The following is a 19940-nucleotide window of genomic DNA, read 5'->3' as shown; positions in this document are numbered from 1 at the left end:
CCTCGTTCCTCCAGGGTATCCCTGAACCTGTCAGCATCACGCCCTCGGTCCGGCCCAGCGGCCACTGTACCATGGGAAGGCTGTTCAACAGAGCTGAGACACCGGTGTCCTCACTGACCTTTCCGGCTGTCATGAAGAAGCTGGAGGGTTCGCTCCCCTCGGCCATGCGCGACAGCCCCATTCCCAACTGGATGACATACCCCCGAGACACTCGTCATCCCATCAACCCCAAACCATAAAAACGGGAACTCTCCTTATGAGTGGATACAAAAAAGAGCACGTCAATCAGATATTCCGTTCGTTCGTCAGACAAATTGTACAGAGCCTGGATGAGCAGAGTTTTGAACATCAGTACTAGATCGAACCTAGGAAGTCCGCCTTTGCTTCTGTCGAAATAGGCCAGAGCCTTCTCCAGGGCAGGAAGCAACACTTCAAAATCCGCAGTCCGGGAAAACACTTTGAGCTGATCACCAAGCCCGCTTAATCGCGCAAGCCGCTCCTCAACATCAAAGAAACATGGAATCACACAAAACAAGCCCGAGCCAAGAGGTTTTTCGAGCCGTCCCTCTGGATAAAAATCACGAACAGCGTCACGCTCAATGCAGGCTTAATGACGATCTCCCAAGATGGCGTCTCTCTTGCCAGCATGGCCGTTGCAACACCCAGAAAAATGGCCCGAAAATATAGTCCTACCTGATATTGCTTCAACACGTCGCGCGTCGTGCTGACAGTCACGCTTCTAACCCGTTGGAGCTGAAAACAAGTGGATAGCACATTAAAGTTCTCTAGGCCTGCATCTTAACGTTGATGCAGGATGTGCGGAGGAGCGGTCAACCCAACGAACTGGTCCAGTAATTATTGGGCCATCCAACCACCGTCCACCATCAGATTGTGCCCGGCGATATAAGTCGCCTCGTCACTTGCAAGGAACAAAGCCGCATGAGCGACATCCTGTGACGTTCCTAATCGGGGCATGGCGGTCCGCTGGCGTGAATATTCCAGTTTCGCGGGATCAATAGCCGATCCCTTCTTACCGGTCAGGATCTTGCCTGGTGCCACGGCATTGCAGACAATGAATTCCTTCGCATAGTCCGTCGCAACCTGTTTGGTCATATAGACAAGACCTGCCTTACTGACCCCGTAAGCAAAATCGTCCGGTGCCCCAATCATGCCGTGTTGGGACGTGATATTGACAATACGCCCGCGGGTCTCGTTCACAATGTCCTGCTTCAGCATCTGCCGCACGGCCTCCCGCAGGCATATATAGGCGCCTGTCAGATTGACGTTCATCACCCGGTCCCAGTCCGCCATTTCCGTCTCTGCCAGAGGCAGACCACCCCGGACCATGGCGTTATTGATCAGGATATCGACACGCCCGAAGGTCTCGACGGTTTGCCGAAACAGCGCTTTGACCTCATCCTCTCTGGAGATATCGGTTTTGATGAACACAGCCCGCGGTGTAATCTGACCAAGCGCCTGAATGACTGGTTCGCCACCCTCCACGACATCCTCGGTGATGTCCGCGGCCACGACAACCGCCCCCTCACGCGCGAAAAGAAGTGCAATGGCCCTTCCGATCCCGGAGGATGCACCTGTAACAATTGCTGTCTTATCTAACAGACGCATCGCGTAGCCCTCAGTGTCGGATGATCTGTTGAAGAAAAGCGCGGGTACGTTCATGCTGTGGGTGCAGAAAGAACGCGTCAGGCGCATTACGCTCGACGATCTGTCCGGCATCCATGAAGATGACTTCATCCGCGACGCTGCGGGCAAATCCCATTTCATGCGTTACGCAAACCATCGTCATGCCCTCGTCCGCCAGCTCGACCATCACATCCAGAACTTCCTTGATCATTTCCGGATCGAGCGCAGAAGTTGGTTCATCAAACAGCATGACTTTGGGCTGCATGCACAGCGCTCTCGCAATCGCAACGCGCTGCTGCTGACCGCCTGAAATCGCGGATGGGAGCTTGTCGGCATGCTGAGAGATTTTTACGCGTTCCAGATAATGCCGGGCAAGCGCCTCAGCTTCGGCTTTTGATTTGCCACGAACCTTCATCGGCGCAATCATGAGGTTCTGCAGAATGGTCAGATGCGGGAAAAGGTTGAAATGCTGGAATACCATACCGACCTCGCGGCGGATCAGGTCCAGGTTCCGAGATTTCCCGTTGATTGGCACCCCTTCCACCAGCAGTTCACCACTATCAAACGTCTCCAGACCGTTCATACAGCGGATCAAGGTGGATTTACCTGACCCAGACGGGCCGCAGATGACCACCCTGCTTCCTTGATTGATCGTAAGGTTGATATTTCGCAGGGCATGATAGCTACCGTAATGCTTTTCCAGAGACCGGACGTCAATTGCAACCGAAACATTCGGAACGGGTGGAATAGCGGGCGACCTTTCAGAAGTCATTGGGATAGTGCTCCAGCCATGTGAGATAATCATTCAACGTATCGGTGAAGGACGGGATGAAATCCGTATCCTGACGAAGGCGTGCGATGGAAAGCGGTGCCCTGTCCTGCTTCATGGGAAAATGGACGTTGGCATCGTCACCTCCGCCAGCCAACGAAATGCCGGGGGCGTGCAGGGCTTCCGCCATTACAGTTCCCCATGTTGCCACAGCGCTGACATGACCATTGCCGACATTATAAATTGCGTGACGCAAGCGGGTACTCAGCGCGATGGCCGCAAGCGCCGCCCCGGCATCACGACTGTAAAGCCAATCTCCCCACATCTCCCTCCCCAAAACGGCTTTTTTGCCAGCCTTTAGAAGGCTCAGCACCTGTGCCTGCGGGCTGAGGAGCGGGCGGACCCCGGTATCATGTTCCCACGGCCCGTAGACCGGCCCGATCCGCGCCAGGCGGATATCCATCCCATAAATATCCCCCAGACGGAGGGCCATCTTTTCCGCAGCCAGTTTGGTAATACCGTAAAGCGACTGCGGCGCCAGAAGACGGGTCTCTTCTATAGGGCCCTCCGCCGGATCAACGGGTCCATAGATTGCCACGCTGCTGGCGATCACGACACGCCGGACATTACATGCGTTCTGGAGGACGCAGAGCAGGTTTGCGACCCCGGAAACATTGATCTCGGTCATGCGGGCCGGAGACGCCTTTTCGGTAGCAAGATCCGGTGTCATGGCAGCAAGATGGATGACGATTTCAGGCGCGCAGGCTTCCACTGCGGCACCCACATCGGAAGCCGAGCAAACATTCCCCTCAATAAATTTTACGTCCCGAAACGGAGCCCGACTGCCGAACTGGGGCGCAACAGGCGTCATTGCAAAAAGCACGGGAACATGACCCAGCTTCAGCAATGCTTCCGCGAGTGCCAACCCGACAAATCCCGTGCCACCTGTTATGAGGATTTTCACGTTCTGGAACGCCCCGAAAGCTCTCTTTGCTCCAGACGCGAAACCCAGTGGGAAAAGGGCCACAACAGAACAAAGAAAATGACAGCAACTGCTGTTAGTGGTGTCGGGTTGTAAGTCTGCTCCTGTGCGATTTGAGCAGATCGGAGAAGTTCAGGGATTGCAACAAGACCCGCAATCGATGTTGTCTTAACAAGTTCGAGAGAATTACTGGCCAGCGGTGCAACAACCTTACGCAGAACCTGCGGCAAAATCAGGTAGATCATGGCTTTGACGCGATGAAAGCCAAGAGACTGAGCCGCCTCCATCTGCCCTTTGGGAATGGAGTCCAGCCCAGCGCGAAAAATCTCGCTGAAATACCCGGTATTATTAAGAACAATCGCTGCCACCACCGCTGCGAAGCTACCCAGCGTGATCCCCAAAAAGGGGAGACTGTAATAGATCAGGATCAGCATCATGAGCACAGGAAAAGCCCGCATCAGATCGATCAGCACCAAAAGGATCCGACGCAATATCCGCCCTGAGAAGCTGTAAAGAAGTGCCAGCGCAAGACCACACAGTAACGACAAGGGCAACGCTGCTGCCGAAAGGAGCAGAGTGAACTTCACCCCCTGCCAGAGCAGAGCCTGAACGGTTATCAGGGACGGAATATTGAAGAAATTATCCAGAAACAGATGCATTTTCAGGGCATCCTAATGCGAGAAATGCCGTTCGAGATAACGACTGAACATGACAAGCGGGATAAAGAACAAAAGATAGAACCCTGCTGCAAGCGTAAGCGGTGACGAATTGGCCTTTATGGACATAACGCTCTGCGCGCTCCCGAGTGTTTCCTGCAACGATACTGCGATGCCAAACGCAGTTCCCTTTGTGATTGCAATCGTACGGTTCGTAACCAGAGGGAGCGCAAGGCGAATGGCCTGCGGAAGAATGAAAAGAAAAAGGACCTGCGGGCGTCGGAAGCCCAGTGCAGACGCAGCTTCCCACTGCCCCGCAGGCACTGCTGCAATGGCAGCCCAAAAAATTTCTGCCGAAAAGGCCGCCAGAACTGCTGACAGCGCAATGACTGTAGACAGAAATGCCGAAAAGCGGATGCCAGCATAAGGCAGTCCGAAGTATATGAAGATTAACACTACGAGCTGAGGGAGCGTCCGGAAAATTTCGACGTAAAACCGGATCGCTGCATCCAGAAGCCGATTGCGCAGAAACCGCAACAAAGCCAGCCCCAGACCGCCACTGACACCCATCACAATAATGAGCACCGCTGCCCGCACAGTTACCCAGAAGCCTGCCAATACATCCGGAAAGGCAGCCTTCAGAACCTGCAGATTAAAATAGTTTTCAAAAATCTGCTGCATGGACCATCCAGGAGAAGAATATTCCGGAAATGACAGACAAAGTCATGAAGCCCCGGTCAGTGACATTGAACAGAATGGGACGCAGGGTCGTAACCGGAAAAACCCGGTGGTCCGAAACCCGGATAAATGGTCATCAGCGGATTGTCCTTCGAAGGAGGCGCGCCGTACCATTTTGTATAAAGGCGCCCCAGAGCGCCTTCCTGTTTCAGACACTCGATTGCCATTTCTGTCCGGTTCCGCAACTCTACATCGTCCTTGCGAAATGCATAACCAAAATTACGTCCGTCGAAATCCTTGTATCCGACTTCGATAAGAGGATTTCGGCTGGCCGCATAAACGGTTGTTGGAATTTCATTCAGCGCTGTAAAGGCGCGGCCCGTCATGACAGCCAGAACCGAATCAGGAAAAGTCTCGTATCGCTGAACCGAAAACCCGTAGCGATCATGGTTCACTGTCGCCCAGGTATCGGAGAGTGTTCCGCGGTTCACAGCGAGAACCTTACCTCTCAGATCCGCCAGTCCTGAGATTTTCTGTCCCTTGAGAACAATAAACCCATTGCCCGTAGCAAAAATCGGCTCACTGAACAGCAATCTTTCACTACGATCCTGAGTAATATTCAATGGATTGACCATGATGTTGATCCGTGACGAAAACAACGCCGGAAACAATCCCGAGAAATTAATATCTTCGACATCGACCGAACGGTATCCCATCTTCCGTGCCACCATGTTGATGAGATCAATCCCGAAGCCTTCCGGGCCATTCGGACCACGGATGACCCAGGGCGCCACGCCGAAATCAGAACCCACCGTCAGGGTATCCTGAGCACGGGCGGCTTCACACGTTACTCCCGAAAAGAGCATGCATGCCATGGGCAGAAAAGCGCAGAGAGATCTCCGCAAACGCATGGCATCAGACCCTTTCAAAAACCATATCCAGAATTCGCACCCCAGAATGTTCCTGAAGCAGCACAAACCGTTCCCAGAACACGCCTTGATTAAGTTATACTTTTTAGAAATGAGCTCCTGCCTGAAGCCAGACATATCGGCCAATCATTTCTTCAGCGTACAAACCGCTGGCAGTGTTGTAAACACCGGTCGGAACGTATGGAGGCGCCTTGTTGAACATATTGTTCACGCCACCATCCAAGTGCCATTTGCCGAAATTGTACCCGACAGAGATGTCATGCGACGTGATAGGGCTGACATGGGAGACCGAGTTGGTCTTGGCGGTCAAATCAGTCGAACCATTATTGAGCTTCATACCACCTGTGAAGTTCATCATGTATGTCAGGCTGAAATTCCCATGATACCAGTTGGCAGAGAAATAGTCCTTGACGCGCGGGAAACCATAACCAGCAGAATAGATCATCCGACCGTTATAATTCAGCCATGCACCACCCGGACTGTTCTGCTGCAGATAGCTTACCGTTTCCTGCATGTTATTGGCGATCACAACGGTATCATTCATCGATATGTGAATCGGATAACTCACATCAAAGTCGATGCCACCAGTCTTTACTCCGCCCATATTCTGGTAAACTGAGGAAACCTGCGTAATCTGGCCGGAAGAACTCCTCGGAGCAATGCTGCTGCAATAAGAGTTGTTCAGACCCTCATAACACTGATCGAGAATGTACTGCGGGTTTACGGTATTGATCGTATTTTTGATTGTGTAGTGCCAGTATTCAACAGAAACATTCAGGCCCGGAGCAAAGCGCGGCGTGATGACTGTGCCAAAAGTGTAGGTACGCCCCTGCTCCGGCCGAAGGGCCTTGTTGCCGCCCGACAGGACCGGGAGCTGTCCCGACCAGGCTGAGGTGAATTTATTGGCGTTCACGCCCGCCTTTGCGCAATTCGCAATCACTGCCGCCTTGAGGCCACCATAAGTACTCGCCTGTGAGCAGGGATCGATCGCAGAAGTCAATGCCAGCGTATTGCCGCCATAGAGTTCATAGATACTCGGCTGACGGTAGGACGTTCCCAGCGTCGCACGGAAGCGAATATTGCGTGTAGGCGCCCAGTTGATGCTAGTCTTCCAATTCTGGGTATCACCAAAAGTATTATACGAAGACCAGCGGCCCTGCGCACCTACTGTCAGGTCTTTGGCGAAAGGAGCGTTCTGAAGCAGCGGCACACGAAGTTCGCCATAGACTTCATTCGCATTGAAGCCACCGCCCGTCGCAGCAGAGCTTTCACCCGCAATCTGCCCAGCAGCAATCAGCGGATCGGGACTGAAACTTCCCTGCTCGCTGCGATGTTCCATGCCAAATGCAAGACCGATATTGCCACCATTCTGGTAAGGCAGTTTTACGAGTTTGTTGTTGTTAATCCGAAGATTAAAATCTCTCAACTGATAGTTGGCATGACTATGCTGTGTATAGCTGATGTATTTGGCCGCCTGACCGGACCATGGCATGAAGGGATTGGCAAGCTGGCAGCCGGCAGCGCTGTTACAAACGGATGGGTTATAGACCACGGCGCTGGATGAACTGGATGGATTAAGCTGCTCTATGCCCAGCTCCTGAAGAAGATGCGCGTAGTTGATGTCATTGGTGGTCTGGAAGGATGACTGGCTTGACCCATAGGCCATGGACGCGTCGTAATTCCAGTTTCCGATGATTTTTCCGCGCGCACCGGAGGTAACCTGATAGGTATCCACGGCTGTGCTCAGCTCACGTGGCCCAAGCTCCGGAAAGCGTTTGTACAGGCCGACATCCTTGCCCCAGACATTATACGGATTTCCTGCGGGAAGGGTCAGAGAGCTCAGCAGCTCGGACTGCGGATTGCCACTGCCCGGTACACCCAGTCCAGTAATGCCCGATGTTGTACGATGGGCATAATTGACCTGACTATACAGCGTCATATGACGGTTAATGTCGTAATGGAAATCACCACTCAGATTGGCAGACTGCGTATAGCCCACCATCGTCTGATCCATGCCATAATTATAATTATCGGACGAATTGTAAGGGGAGAACGTGCCGTTATTATTGCTGATCAGGTTCATCCCGCTTGGATCAACACGTGTACGGGATGTAATAGCCGATCCAAAGATGGCCGCAGCCCCCGGAACAGGATTGTTGCTGGAAGGATTGCGGGACCAGGCGCGGTCGCGCTGATATGTTCCGCCTTGCGTCATATACTGACCGAAGATCGAAATATTACCGCGGTCGTGGTCGAAATTAAATCCTTTATGCGCAGAAATACGACCCGTACGGTCATCACCAACATCCGTGATACCACCGCGCATCGAAATTGCTGCGTCGTTCACATCATGCTTGAGCTTGATATTGACGACGCCCGATACAGCATCCGCACCATACAGTTCCGAACCACCGTCCTTAAGAATTTCGACCGAGGCAATTTGATCCGTTGCGATGGCATTCAGATCAACGCAGGCTGTGGAAGTGCCCATTGTCTGGACCTGACGTTTTCCGTCCACCAGAACCAGTACACGGGACTGACCCAGATTTCGCAAATCAACGCAGGACAGGCCATTTCCCGCAATGGACTTTGCGTTTGAACTTCCGGTGGATCCGATGGATGGCAGCCGGAGGAGATAATCTCCGATTGTCGTCGCAGATGTCTTCTGGATATCAGTGGCCTTGATGATCTGGACCGGGTTGGGATCCGCATTGCGGCCCGCACCGAGAAAAGAGCCGGTGACGACAATATTTTCGGACGCGGCGACCTTCTGCTTTTGTGCCGCCTGCACAACCTGCGTCTTTTTTTTCTCGGAGCCCGCAGGCAGTGTCACACCTTTCGTGGCAATGACCTTATTCTTTTTGAGGGCACCCACGGTCGTGGTCGCAGCAATAGATATATCAGGGTGCAGTTCAACAGCTGTCGAGCAGATGGCCACACCCAGGAAGACATATTTCATTCTATTCACGTTACGATCTCCTTAAGCGCGCTCAAAAACGGAACGGCAGATTGTCGTCAGGACGGCAGGGAGGGTATCGGTTCCAGATCGCCTGAAAAGCATCCTTTCGTCTCCACGAAGCATAAAGGACAACCGCTTCAGACTTCTGAACACGAAAAATCATTCTTCAGAACTACACCATATTGATTCCGGAACGTTATTCGTTTTCCTTGTTTGAGAATATAGTTTATCTATCTTTCCGGAAGAGATTCGCCGCTGTAGAACATTACAGGACCATTACAAAATCCAGGAAGGCCGCCGGTTCCCATGAAGCCTGCACACACATTCCTTGAAGATATTTTCGACAAACTCGCTTCCGTCGCGCCAGATGTGCGAGGCGTTCGCCGAGATACCTATGGCAAAGGCGAGCAGGCTGCTCACGACTTGCTGAAGTCAGTCGCGAAAGAGCTGTCCCTAGACATTGCCACGGATGCCGGTGCCAATCTCTATATGACGCTAACCGGCAAGGAACCCGGCTTGCCCGTCGTCATGACCGGCTCGCACATGGATTCTGTACCTGCTGGCGGGAATTTCGATGGGGCGACAGGTGTCATTGCGGCCTTGGAAATCGCAAGACGATGGCGTCAGGATAACTATGTCCCTGATCGATCTCTGGTCGTCATGGCGATCCGTGCGGAAGAAAGCGCCTGGTTTCCGGTTTCCTACATCGGGAGCAAAGCCGCTTTCAACCTTCTCAGTGCAAGCGATCTGGAGGCAAAACGCCATGATAATGGCAGTCTTCTAAAAGACGGCATCAGCAGTTCGGGCGGTGACCCACAAGCCCTTCTATACGGTCAACCATTCCTGAAAGCGGCGGATATCCACGCTTTTCTGGAACTTCATATCGAACAAGGCCCCTGCCTCCTTGAGCAAAGTGATACCGTCATCGGTGTTGTGACAGGCATCTGTGGTAGCACACGCTATCGCTATGCTAGACTTCATGGCGCCTATGCACACTCAGGCGCCACTCCACGGCTGTTCCGTCAGGATTCCGTAGTTGCCCTCTCCGATCTTGTGACCCGGGCTCAGGCCATGTGGGCGGAGCAAGAGGCACAGGGGCATCTTTTCACTCTAACTTTCGGTATCTTTTCCACCGACGCTGATCTGGCGAGTTTTTGCAAGATCTCCGGCGATGTTGCCTTCTCCATCGACATCCGTTCCACGTCTTCCGAGACCCTTCAGGTCATTGAGACGAAGCTGAAAGAGCTGTGCCTCGATGTTGAAAGAAAGTATGGTGTGAGTTTCGAATTCGGGACTCATTCAGGCTCCAAGCCAGCGATAATGGATGAAACGATTCAAAACGAAATGCTTGAAGCCGCGGCTGACCTTAGTGTGGGCGCACAGACGATGCCCAGCGGGGCCGGTCATGACACAGCAATTTTTGCCAATCAGGGAATCCGTTGTGGCATGCTGTTCGTGCGCAATCAGAATGGAAGTCACTGCCCTGAAGAGTTTCTGGATATAGCCGACCTGCGCAAGGCGATTGACGTCTTTGACGTTGTCCTGAAGCAGGAAACATCTCTCTCCCTCTGATCGACTTTCATGAAAGAACATTCCATGTTTGGCCTGTCTGATCGCGATTTCGTTGGCTACGCCCGTAATGTGCCTGTGATGCAGTGGCCGGACGGCAGCCAGATCGCCGTTTCCTTCGTTATCAATATCGAGGAAGGCTCTGAGCAATCTGTTACAGACGGCGATCCAGCTGGTGAGTCCCTTGGAGAGGTCGCTCGCTCTCCTGCGCCAGGAGAACGGGATCTAGCTATGGAAACAACTTATGAATACGGGGGCCGCGCTGGCCTGTGGCGTGTTCTGAAGCTCTTTGACCGCTACGGCATGTCGGTTTCTCTCTACGCCTGCTCAGTCGCTGTCGAGCGCAATCCTGACCTTGCGGACTATCTTTCCGGACCGATCTCACATGAAATCGTCTGTCACGGATACCGTTGGGAGGACGTCACACAGCTTGGAGCCGAGCAAGAACGGGAGCATATCCGACTTGCCATTGAATCCCTGCAGAAAACCACTGGGAAAACGCCTGCTGGCTGGTACTGCCGGTATGCGCCCAGCATCCACACGCGCCGCCTGCTGATAGAGCATGGCGGCTTCGAATATGATTGTGATTCCTACGCTGACGACCTGCCATTTACAGTCAACGTCGATGGGCGGGAGTGGTGCGTCGTCCCGCATGCCTTCGATACGAACGATATCAAGTTCTGGCGGGGCGGCCTCTCCACAAGCAATGATTTTTTCGAGTATCTGAAAGATTCTTTCGATGTGCTCTACAGAGAGGGCGAAACCCACCCAAAAATGATGACGATCAGCCTTCATACCCGGATCATCGGTCGTCCAGGGCGCTTTGCCGCTCTGGAAAAGTTTGTCGACTACATCCGCACGAAAGAAAAAGTATGGGTTTCCACCCGTGGACAGATCGCGTCGGCTTACCGGCAGTCGGCAGGACAGGAACGGGCGTAAGCCCGCTCCCGTCTCAGCCAGCCTTTACGCTCAGACGACCCTGTTGATCAGGGGTTCATCCGTTTCAAATCTGCGAATATTTTCCAGCAGAAGCTTGGCAACATTGGGAGCATATTTCTCACTGTCTCCGGCATTATGTGGCGTTACAATGACATTGGACATAGCCCACAGCGGGCTTTCCTTCGGCAAAGGCTCAGTCTCAAACGTATCAAGCGCCGTCCCTCCGATCAAATTTTGATCCAGAGCCGAAATCAGATCCCTTTCGCGAACTACACGTCCCCGTGCCACATTCACAAGCCAGGCAGAGGGCTTCATGCGCTCAAGAAATGCCATATCCACCAGTCCTTCGGTCTGTGGCGTCAGCGGGCAGCTCAAAACAACAAAATCCAAATCCGGAATCAGTGTACCGAGATCACTGTAAAGCACGGTTTCAACACCGCCCTGTCCATTACCTTTCTCAGGAAGGCTACGGCGGACAGCCGTCACTTTCATTCCAAGCAAACCACACAGCTCACCAATTGTGCTTCCGATTTTCCCATAGCCAATAATACCGACATGCTTTCCTTTGAGCTCCTGCTGCCGGTTTGAAGAGCCATGCCGAGGGGGATTCCAGTGATGGACTTTCTGGTCGTCCCGGGCTGCGTAAAGGCGACGGGAGATATTCAGCAGGAAAGCCAGCGTATGCTCCGCGACCGTGCGGGAATTGGTCCCTCCCGCCGTGCAGAGTGGAATATTGCGCTCTTTCAGGCGTCCCATCGGGAAATGATCCACACCTGCGCTGATTGACTGGATCATCTTCAGGTTAGGGGCCAGGTCCAGAAATTCATCACGCCACATCATGGAAATGCACAGGACTTCAGCTTCGGCAAGCAGAGGCCTGAGATCCTGTTCCGTGAAGGCATGAGGCGATGTCACAACCGGCGCATCTGGCGGCAAGGCGGCTGTAATATCGTAGATAGGATGGGCCGAAACGAGGGCAGGTCGGTCTTTGATCCAGAACATCAGGGCATCCTGTCAGGCTGTAATCTTCAGTGATCGAAGCTGGATACATCATGATATAAACCCCATGAATATTCCGCTAGTGGATTATTCATGATATCGATATGATGATTCAAGCAGAGACTATTCATGGTGCTTATTCAGTGAATCTCCGACAGCTTGAAATTCTTCGTGCCATCGTACGTTACAACACGACGGTTGCTGCCGGCCATGCTCTCGGTCTGTCCCAGCCTGCTGTCAGCAATGCCCTCAAGGTCATGGAAGAGCAGGTCGGATTTGCGCTGTTCCAGAGAGTTAATAACCGCATTTTTCCAACACCCGAAACAAAGATTCTTCTGGCTGAAGCAGAATCAATCTTCGATACACACAAACGTCTCGAGAGCCGGATAAAGGACATAAGGGACAACAAGGCAGGACAACTCCGCCTCATAGCAACGCCTCCGGTCGGATACGGCGTCCTGGCTCGTGCCATTCGCGAAATGCAGATCCGCCGCCCACGTGTCCGCACCTTCTTCGACACCCGGCGTTACGAGGAAGTTCTTGAAAGCATAGAGACGCATCAGGCCGAATTAGGCTTCATTCTTGGCTTTGCCGAGCGGCCGGGGATCTGCTCGGAAGTCCTGTATGAAGGAGAAATGGTTTGTGTCATGCTTCCGGAACATCCTCTCGCTGCCTGTGAAATCATCACGCCAAAAGATCTGCATCACCATCGCCTGATCGCACTGGAACAGGAAACCAAACTCGGCGCGGCATTACATCGCGCTTACGAACAGATGGGCGTCGAACTGACTTTTGCAGTAGAAGTGCGCTACGGCCTGACAGCCTGCATTCTGGCTGATCAGGGGGTAGGAGTGGCCGTGGTTGACCCTCTCACCGCCAACTCTGCCGGACGTTTCCGCCTTATTCAGCGCCCGTTCTCCCCCTCCATTCCGGTAGCAGCATCAGCAGTCTGGGCTGAAAACCGGTCTCTCACACGATTGGCAAAAACCTTTCTGGGAGAAATGCGTCGCCTGCTGAACCAGCAGGCGACGCATAAACGCTGAGACGGCTTTTCAGGCTTTATCCAGCAGATCTACGCCCTTAACAGGATGCTTACATAAGGCTAGTACCAGATATGGCGTGCCGGGATATTGAGAATTTGCGCATTGTCTGGGAAGGAGCTCTGGCCCCCAAAAGATTGCTATGTGCCGAAGACGCCGCTCAACTTCGACTGATTGGAGTGGATGGAATGGTCGTCTCCACACATGGAGGGCACATCTTCAATTCAGCGCCGGCTGCCGTTGATACCCTACCGTCTCTTGCAGATGACGCCGGATATGACAATGATCGCCGATAGCAGCATTAGTCAGCGAAGCGACATTTTTAAAATGCTGGCCCTTGGCGCCGATGCAGTCATGATCGGACGCCTGCCACTTTATGGTCTTGCGGTTATGGAGGCTACCGGAGTGGAGCATATTCTCCACATGCTGCTTGAGGAGTGACGCATCACCATGATGCCTCAGTGGAAAAAAAGAATTCAACGCTTTTTGACAACAAGAAAAGGTGCGATGGCTTTAATGAGAGTTACCTGCGGGGACGCGTGAAGCCACAGCAAGCCAATATGGCGGTGTGGCGGCGTCACGGAAACAGGGATCTTGCGGAGTTTAAGGCCCTCCGGCCAAGGCTTCTTCCAGTCAGGAAGTAACGAAACGCCAATTCCTTCACTGACCATCAGCGCAATGGCTTCAAGTGAGTCCAGTTCGAGCTGATCGCGAGGGAATATTTCATTTTCCTTAAGAAAAGTGTCTGCGATACGACCTCCCCATTGATTCCGGTCATATCGCAGAAACATATTTTCCTTAAGAATCGTCAGTGGGTTTGTCTCCGTACAGCTTAGAGGAACCAACATGACGAGTGGTTCGGAAAGAAGCCTTTTCCAGCCACATGTCTTGGGAATGGAAAATGGGGGTTCTACGATCAGGGCACAGTCCAGACGCCCGTCCAACACCTCATGATACAGCTTCACAGACTGCCCTGGACTAACGTGCAGATCAATCTGGGGATAAGCTAGAAAAAAGCGGCGCAGCATGAACGGGAGAATTCCGGTTAGAGCGGTCGAAATAGCGCCCACTCTTAGTTCTCCGGCAAATTCGTTCTGCGACGCCAAAGCTTTAAGTTCTTCTACTCCCCGAATGAGGTGACGGCTCTTTTCTATGATGGCAAGGCCCGCTGTCGTGGGGGTGACGGTTCGGCCTGCACGAACGAGCAGGGGCTGCTTGATCTGGTCTTCAAGGGCTTTGATACGTTGCGAAACGGCTGCGGGTGTCAGCCCAAGCAAACGAGCCGCTTCAGCCATTGAACCTCGTTCCGAAACAAGAACAAAACTTTCCAGAAACCGTATATCCAAGGCAAAGCGCTCACTTGTTTCGAGAGGGCACGATCCTACTTAAGCTTCGGAAGCGACAACATCAGTTCACAGAATATCATATCAAAACGCAATATTTTCTTTCCTCTAAAAACATATATTCGTTTTAGCTGGATGTTTGTCGAGCATGGTAAGCCAAGATGCCCTTAATCATTTATGGTGCTTGCATGCCCAATCCGTTCCACCTTGCCTTTCCCGTAGACGATCTAGACGCCGCAAGAAGTTTTTACGGAACTGTTCTGGGTTGCCCCGAAGGTCGCAGCACGCAGAGCTGGATCGACTTTGACTTTTTCGGACATCAGATTGTCACGCATCTCGTACCTCGTGCAAAACCGTCAGCTACAGCTGGCGCTGTTGATGGCCATAAAGTACCCATTCCTCATTTTGGTATCGTTCTCGACATGCCGGACTGGAAAGCCCTGGCCGAGCGTGCGCGCAAGCATGGAATTTCTTTCGGCATGGAACCTCAGATCCGTTTCGAAGGCCGTCCTGGAGAGCAGGCCACAATGTTCTTCTGCGATCCGGCAGGCAATGCGCTGGAATTCAAGGCATTTACTGACATGAAGCAACTGTTTGCCCTACAGGATGAATGATACTCTGAGCCTCAAGACTCATTGGTTTGATTTCGGAAAGCTAATTCAGGCTCTGCAAGGAGACTGAAGATGAGCGATCTGTTTTAGCTGACGGATAAGCACTTGGAGAAATCGAAGAACTCTTGATTGATACGCTTGGCCTGTAATTTCTAGCATCTGGCGTATTGATTGACGGTTCTTTTGGGGCGTTTTTGATCTGCGTTTTGATGTGCCGGACCTGCCGTGCCTCGATCAGCACCTGTGGGACGCGATCGAGGCACGGCAGGTCAGCGCCAGCCAAGACACACGCGACTTCATCGCCCGCTCATTTCAGCGAGAAGCGCCGTCCCCGCTACCCATTCTCTAATCTTAGGCTCAGGACTCATAGCCAAAAGATAACGGTTGCGGCGAGGCAGATGGCTGAGAAGAAGACGGTCGGGCATCTGTCGTAGCGTGTTGCGACACGCCGCCAGTCCTTGAGTCTTTCGAACATGATCTCGATGCGATTGCGGCGTTTATATTTTCTCTTATCGTATTTGACCGGTTTTCCGCGAGATTTTCGTCCTGGAATGCAGAGCTTTATCCCCTTCTCTTCCAGGGCGTCCCTGAACCAGTTGGCGTCATATCCGCGATAGCCCAGCATCCATTGTGCCGCAGGAAGACTGTCCAGCAGGGCAGCGGCACCTGTATAATCGCTGATCTGTCCCGTAGTCATGAAGAAGCTCAGCGGTCGTCCATTTTGATCGGTGACCGCATGGAGCTTGGCATTCATACCGCCTTTGGTGCGACCGATCAGGCGGCCTGGGTCCCCTTTTTTAACCGCAGACTTGAAGCCGTGCAGTTCACAAAAATGATGCTGCTCAGCACACGGCGGTCATCGACGCGCGGTTTGTCGTGGCTCCTGGGAAAGAACGGCCGTAGACGCTCCACTTGTTCGTCCGTCAGCCAAAACAGGTCACTCATCTCCAGTCTCCTTGCAGAGCCTGAATCAGATTTCTACAATCAAATCAATGGGCCATGATCTTAAGAATGGCTCTTCTATTTTATATCAATTCTACATAATATTTATGTATGATCGTGAATTATTTTTTGGAATACACTGTAAGAGCAGACTTTTTCTTCACCACACTTATTCGAAATTACTGTCATCGACACTGGGCCGTGCTTTTGAAGCTGCTCAGGCATACGCGCATCGTCCAGAGCCGGCGCGCTGTAACGGAACCGTACGCCCAACTGGTGCTGCCCCTCATCCAGAAGATCAAAGATCAGGGCTCCTGCTGGAAGCGGCATATCGGCCGGCAAGCCGGCTGCATGCCAATGAAGGTCAAGTTCTCCAGCCAACGCATTGAGTGTATCGTCATGCCCAACAATGAGCGTTACGTGCCGCTTTCCGTTCACTGACTGAGCAAAAGCATCATTGATCAATCTACCAATGACCGCAGTTTCCGGCTCCGCCACTCCGGAGACCCGACGGGTCAGGCGGGCATAAAGAGTGTTGAGCGACAACAGTCGCTCAACACCCGCTTCGTTTAGCTTTCCCCATCCTGTGGTCATGCCCTCCTCGTATTCCATCATGAACGTGTCCGTAACCTGAAATGCGGCCAGAAGTGGCCCTCGCAGTACCGGCCATTCATTGCCGACAACACTCACTTTGCCCGGCGCAACATTCCAGTCCGGGTTTTCCATAACTTCACCGAACTCCTTCATGGTTCTCACCATGACCGGATCCGGATGAAAGCCTTCCAGCGCCCGTGACATTGCAACTGTGGCTGTCCGGAGTGTTTCTGTAGTCTCGACAGGCCTGAACGGATTTTCCGGCAGCGCTGTAGCAGGCGTCACTGGAATATTACAGGTCGGAAAAGACGCCCCCACAAATTCCTGTGCCGTGTCGAGCGTGCGCTGATCGGTATCAGCAATAGCCGTAAAAGCTTCCGATACAGGACAATCAGCGGGCATAAGCCCCATCCGACGCCATGCCATGGCCTGAAAATGTCCTACAATATTCACAACCTGACGCCCGTGATGTGTCAGTTGTCCCGGAGCGTTTTCCCATCGTACCCAGGGGCGCTGCGTCAGAGAAGGCGTGGAGACGCTTGGTAGGATCGGTGCTCTGATACCATGCCGCATGATCACGACCTCGGCCAAAATCCTCTCCTGTGCGTGAGCCAATAGGGGAATACCAACAGCGTACAGGGCAAGAAGAATAGAGGAAAACCCGAGAAGACATCGTGCCATGACAAAATCCGCTCAAAAACCGGTCGTAAAACCAAGAACACCGGCAAAACCACTGCCTACGAAATAGTTCGGCGCACTTCCCGCAACCTTTGTACCTCCGATTGCTGTCGCAGTCTTGGCATTAGTCGTGACCCCGGACACACCCGAAAGATAACCATCATTGCCCATATTGATGAGATTGATCTGGATCTGCGGATGCTTCGTGAAGCCGAGATCCGGCAGACGATAACCCAGAGACAGGTTCGCCGTGAAATAGGACGGCACCTTCTCGTCATTCATGAACGTCGAATACTGCGATCCGACATAGTTCATGGTGTATGTCCCAAAGAAATGTCCGTCATCATATGAGAGGCCAAGCGCACCGGTAAAAGTGGGGCTTTTCACGGCCGTCTTGCCGGCCGTCGGCAACATGACTGTTCCGTTCCAGAAGTTGTTGTCCATCGTGGCATGCAGATACTGCCCGGAAATATAGGGGCTAAAATGATGCCATGGCCGCAGCGAAGCCTCAAACTGGGCACCACGAACCGTCTGACCACCTGCATTGATGGAAGCGGATGTGGCGACACCATTGATGAATACCGTCGAGGAAATCTGCCGGTTCGTCATGTTGTAGTTGAACAGCGCGGCCGAGACACTGACCAGCCCGGTATGGCGATAGCCCAGCTCCTCGCCAATGGAATATTCGGCGGCCAGATTGCTGCTGTGGGAACGATTCATCTTGCCCGTCGCGGCATTGAACGTATCCACATAAGTCAAAATAGCCGAAGGATCACGGAAAGCCGTATAAGCATCGAAGAACACCTGATCATGCGGCGTGACCTTGAAGCTCATCGAAAGTTGAGGCAGTGGTTCGGCCTTGTTGTCGCCGGTGTTATAGGTCGCGCCCGGGATAAGCTGTGTCACCTTGCGCGACACCATGGCTTCCTTGAACCCCGCATTCAGGGTGAGTCGGTCATTGAACGCCTTGTAGGTATCGCTCACATACAGCGCGTTGACCTGTTGAAGGAAGTGGATATCCCACTGCTCAAGCTTTTGCCCGTAAGCCGTATAGACCGGGCTCTTCCCCGTCGGGCTGGCAATGTTTCCGTTGAAGTCCGCGATCTGAAACCCCGATCCCTCGACCGCATTCATGTAGGAATACATGTCACCGAACTGCAGCGTATTATGCAGGGTTTTCCACTCACCATAAGTGTTCAGGCCACCCATATCCTGTTGATAGGTATCGATCGTCGCCGCCGTCGCAACACCGTTCTGCGAGTATGGAAGATTCAACTGACCTGCATACTGGTTCCCCTGATAAAGCGAGGACTCATCCAACGTCGTCCCACCATTGCCAAACCCCCAGTAATGACTAAAGAACGGCGTAACATGCAGACTTAGACCATGTTGGAACTTAATATCCTGGGGTGCGGTAGCAATAACCGAATTACGTTGGTGGAGCACCAGCCCGTAATATGACGTGTCTCCGAACTTATAGGTATCAGTATAATTGAAATTAACGCCTTGGGTCTTCCACTGCGCCATGGTGGGCGGGCGGAGATAGGTGGAAGTTGGCCGCGTGAAGGTAACGACCAGTCCGGACTTACTGCCGTTCTCCCAGTCCTTCACGAATTTCGCATCAACATGATAGCGCTTCATCCCGCCCGGCCCACGCCAGTTATGCGCAGTCTGATAAGAGAACGACAGGAAGCCACGTACACCGGAATTACCGATATCGCCCGTTTCCAGACGGATGAACTCACGCCGCAGGCTGCTGGTACCATATGCCAGATCCAACAGACCACCGCGCTTATGTGACGGATCACGCAGGCCTTCCGTAATCTGGCCGCCGACCGCATTGTAAAGCGGCGCACTCAGATCCGGGGCCCCTTGTGCCACATTTATATAACCAATGTTTTCCGTATCAGCGACAGTGGATGACAGGGGGACATAACTGATTGGATCGGCAGCCGGCATACCCTCAAAGGTAAATCCGATTTCCGATTGATCCATGCCCCGGATGGATAAACCCATCTGATCCGATGCACCAAATGGATCCACGCCGGATGACACCACACCCGGAAGGTTCTGAATCAGTGTGAGCGGATTGGCTGTTGGGCTCTGCTTGGCAATGAAATCCCGCGTGACGCCACTCTGGACCTTTGGAACAGTCTGTACCGCCATGAGGCCGCCACCAGGCGTCGTATTGCTCACTCCCGTGCTACTGCCGATCCCTGCATGAACACTGACGGTTTCTGCGGTTTTGGACTGCACAACCCCTGGCTGCGCGACCTTGGCAGCAGCATGGGCGCTCAACGTTTTTTTCGTTGCGGCACTAACCTCATGCGGGGGGAAAAGGAGAGTAACGGAACCAAGGAAAAGCAAGCGTGTGTGGGACATGCGATTGATCCGTAGCCTTCTGAAAATGAGACCGTCACCCGGGAGAGGGTACGAACAGACGCAGGTTAGGCTCGATTCCGAATTGATATCAATACGGAACAACCATAATAGTTCTTTATTGTGACGTTATCTGATTGTTTTTGACATATTTTATGTCTGAAAAATACGAAAACGCCGCTTTCCTGAGAGGAAAGCGGCGTTTTCAGAGCATATCAGTTACAAAAAA

The 19940-nt window shown here is 52.8% G+C and carries 16 protein-coding genes and 3 pseudogenes; 5 read left to right on the top strand and 14 right to left on the bottom strand.

The features are described 5' to 3' along the window. Positions 1-223 precede the first annotated feature (223 nt). The 9 genes and pseudogenes from IGS75_RS07410 to IGS75_RS07370 form a co-directional block, all read right to left on the bottom strand. Positions 224-526 (bottom strand): annotated as a pseudogene (locus IGS75_RS07410) (transposase); the annotation flags it as partial. Further along, positions 523-735: a hypothetical protein gene (locus IGS75_RS07405; protein ID WP_202256474.1), complete on the bottom strand. Its 213-nt coding sequence runs from the start codon at positions 733-735 to the stop codon at positions 523-525. The gene IGS75_RS07405 and the pseudogene IGS75_RS07410, both read right to left, overlap by 4 nt. Before the next feature lie 120 nt (positions 736-855). After that, a complete protein-coding gene (locus tag IGS75_RS07400; RefSeq protein WP_202256473.1) occupies positions 856-1626 on the bottom strand; it encodes an SDR family NAD(P)-dependent oxidoreductase in 771 nt (256 codons plus the stop codon). 10 nt (positions 1627-1636) lie between these two features. Further along, positions 1637-2416, bottom strand: coding sequence for an amino acid ABC transporter ATP-binding protein (locus IGS75_RS07395; RefSeq protein ID WP_141352479.1), 780 nt, complete (start codon positions 2414-2416; stop codon positions 1637-1639). Next, positions 2406-3377 (bottom strand): NAD-dependent epimerase/dehydratase family protein, encoded by a 972-nt coding sequence (locus IGS75_RS07390; protein WP_202256472.1) that lies wholly within the window; start codon positions 3375-3377, stop codon positions 2406-2408. The genes IGS75_RS07395 and IGS75_RS07390 overlap by 11 nt, the downstream gene beginning before the upstream one ends. Continuing rightward, entirely contained in the window at positions 3374-4054 is a 681-nt protein-coding gene (locus IGS75_RS07385; protein ID WP_202256471.1) for an amino acid ABC transporter permease, read from the bottom strand. Before IGS75_RS07385 ends, IGS75_RS07390 begins: the two co-directional genes overlap by 4 nt. Before the next feature lie 12 nt (positions 4055-4066). After that, a complete protein-coding gene (locus IGS75_RS07380) occupies positions 4067-4732 on the bottom strand; it encodes an amino acid ABC transporter permease (protein ID WP_202256470.1) in 666 nt (221 codons plus the stop codon). Positions 4733-4788: 56 nt separating this feature from the next. Then, positions 4789-5541, bottom strand: a complete 753-nt coding sequence (locus IGS75_RS07375) for a substrate-binding periplasmic protein (protein WP_202256469.1) — start codon at positions 5539-5541, stop codon at positions 4789-4791. Positions 5542-5743: 202 nt separating this feature from the next. Then, the gene (locus tag IGS75_RS07370; protein ID WP_202258345.1) at positions 5744-8617 is read right to left on the bottom strand and encodes a TonB-dependent receptor domain-containing protein; all 2874 of its coding nucleotides are present in this window, start codon (positions 8615-8617) and stop codon (positions 5744-5746) included. Positions 8618-8923: 306 nt separating this feature from the next. Here IGS75_RS07370 and IGS75_RS07365 point away from each other — a divergent pair, with 306 nt between their 5' ends. Both IGS75_RS07365 and IGS75_RS07360 read left to right on the top strand, forming a co-directional pair. After that, positions 8924-10189 carry a hydantoinase/carbamoylase family amidase gene (locus IGS75_RS07365; protein ID WP_141352468.1) on the top strand — a complete coding sequence of 422 codons (1266 nt, stop codon included), beginning with the start codon at positions 8924-8926 and terminating at the stop codon, positions 10187-10189. Between the two features lie 9 nt (positions 10190-10198). After that, on the top strand, positions 10199-11125 hold the full coding sequence (locus tag IGS75_RS07360; RefSeq protein WP_202256468.1) for a polysaccharide deacetylase family protein: 927 nt from the start codon (positions 10199-10201) through the stop codon (positions 11123-11125). Between the two features lie 30 nt (positions 11126-11155). On the opposite strand, the gene IGS75_RS07355 is transcribed toward IGS75_RS07360, so the two are convergent. Continuing rightward, entirely contained in the window at positions 11156-12127 is a 972-nt protein-coding gene (locus IGS75_RS07355; protein ID WP_202256467.1) for an NAD(P)-dependent oxidoreductase, read from the bottom strand. A gap of 101 nt (positions 12128-12228) precedes the next feature. Between IGS75_RS07355 and IGS75_RS07350 the strand changes: the two genes are divergently transcribed. Continuing rightward, positions 12229-13167 (top strand): LysR substrate-binding domain-containing protein, encoded by a 939-nt coding sequence (locus tag IGS75_RS07350; RefSeq protein ID WP_237468709.1) that lies wholly within the window; start codon positions 12229-12231, stop codon positions 13165-13167. A 71-nt stretch (positions 13168-13238) separates the two neighbouring features. Beyond that, positions 13239-13605, top strand: a pseudogene (locus tag IGS75_RS15815) (alpha-hydroxy-acid oxidizing protein). A 35-nt stretch (positions 13606-13640) separates the two neighbouring features. Here IGS75_RS15815 and IGS75_RS07335 read toward each other — a convergent pair. Then, positions 13641-14510, bottom strand: coding sequence for a LysR family transcriptional regulator (locus IGS75_RS07335; RefSeq protein ID WP_202256464.1), 870 nt, complete (start codon positions 14508-14510; stop codon positions 13641-13643). 185 nt (positions 14511-14695) lie between these two features. On the opposite strand from IGS75_RS07335, the gene IGS75_RS07330 reads away from it, so the two are divergent. Then, complete coding sequence (locus IGS75_RS07330) at positions 14696-15121, top strand: VOC family protein (protein WP_202258342.1); 426 nt, start codon at positions 14696-14698, stop codon at positions 15119-15121. A 361-nt stretch (positions 15122-15482) separates the two neighbouring features. Here IGS75_RS07330 and IGS75_RS07325 read toward each other — a convergent pair. From IGS75_RS07325 to IGS75_RS07315, 3 genes and pseudogenes are all read right to left on the bottom strand, one after another. Next, positions 15483-16063: pseudogene (locus IGS75_RS07325) on the bottom strand (IS5 family transposase). A 102-nt stretch (positions 16064-16165) separates the two neighbouring features. Then, a complete protein-coding gene (locus IGS75_RS07320; protein WP_202256463.1) occupies positions 16166-17335 on the bottom strand; it encodes a histidine phosphatase family protein in 1170 nt (389 codons plus the stop codon). A 12-nt stretch (positions 17336-17347) separates the two neighbouring features. Next, positions 17348-19714 carry a TonB-dependent receptor gene (locus IGS75_RS07315; RefSeq protein ID WP_202256462.1) on the bottom strand — a complete coding sequence of 789 codons (2367 nt, stop codon included), beginning with the start codon at positions 19712-19714 and terminating at the stop codon, positions 17348-17350. Between the last annotated feature and the right edge of the window lie 226 nt (positions 19715-19940).

The organism is Gluconobacter sphaericus, from assembly GCF_016757795.1.
Lineage (GTDB): Bacteria > Pseudomonadota > Alphaproteobacteria > Acetobacterales > Acetobacteraceae > Gluconobacter > Gluconobacter sphaericus.
This window is presented reverse-complemented; position numbering and strand designations above follow the sequence as displayed.

What these genes read in the sequence shown, in the direction of transcription:
- IGS75_RS07330 (WP_202258342.1), top strand. Translation starts at nt 14,696, where the DNA reads ATGCCCAATCCGTTCCACCTTGCCTTTCCCGTAGACGATCTAGACGCC.
- IGS75_RS07315 (WP_202256462.1), bottom strand. Translation starts at nt 19,714, where the DNA reads ATGTCCCACACACGCTTGCTTTTCCTTGGTTCCGTTACTCTCCTTTTC.
- IGS75_RS07360 (WP_202256468.1), top strand. Translation starts at nt 10,199, where the DNA reads ATGAAAGAACATTCCATGTTTGGCCTGTCTGATCGCGATTTCGTTGGC.
- IGS75_RS07380 (WP_202256470.1), bottom strand. Translation starts at nt 4,732, where the DNA reads ATGCAGCAGATTTTTGAAAACTATTTTAATCTGCAGGTTCTGAAGGCT.
- IGS75_RS07365 (WP_141352468.1), top strand. Translation starts at nt 8,924, where the DNA reads ATGAAGCCTGCACACACATTCCTTGAAGATATTTTCGACAAACTCGCT.
- IGS75_RS07385 (WP_202256471.1), bottom strand. Translation starts at nt 4,054, where the DNA reads ATGCATCTGTTTCTGGATAATTTCTTCAATATTCCGTCCCTGATAACC.
- IGS75_RS07395 (WP_141352479.1), bottom strand. Translation starts at nt 2,416, where the DNA reads ATGACTTCTGAAAGGTCGCCCGCTATTCCACCCGTTCCGAATGTTTCG.
- IGS75_RS07350 (WP_237468709.1), top strand. Translation starts at nt 12,229, where the DNA reads ATGATGATTCAAGCAGAGACTATTCATGGTGCTTATTCAGTGAATCTC.
- IGS75_RS07370 (WP_202258345.1), bottom strand. Translation starts at nt 8,617, where the DNA reads ATGAAATATGTCTTCCTGGGTGTGGCCATCTGCTCGACAGCTGTTGAA.
- IGS75_RS07355 (WP_202256467.1), bottom strand. Translation starts at nt 12,127, where the DNA reads ATGTTCTGGATCAAAGACCGACCTGCCCTCGTTTCGGCCCATCCTATC.
- IGS75_RS07320 (WP_202256463.1), bottom strand. Translation starts at nt 17,335, where the DNA reads ATGGCACGATGTCTTCTCGGGTTTTCCTCTATTCTTCTTGCCCTGTAC.
- IGS75_RS07400 (WP_202256473.1), bottom strand. Translation starts at nt 1,626, where the DNA reads ATGCGTCTGTTAGATAAGACAGCAATTGTTACAGGTGCATCCTCCGGG.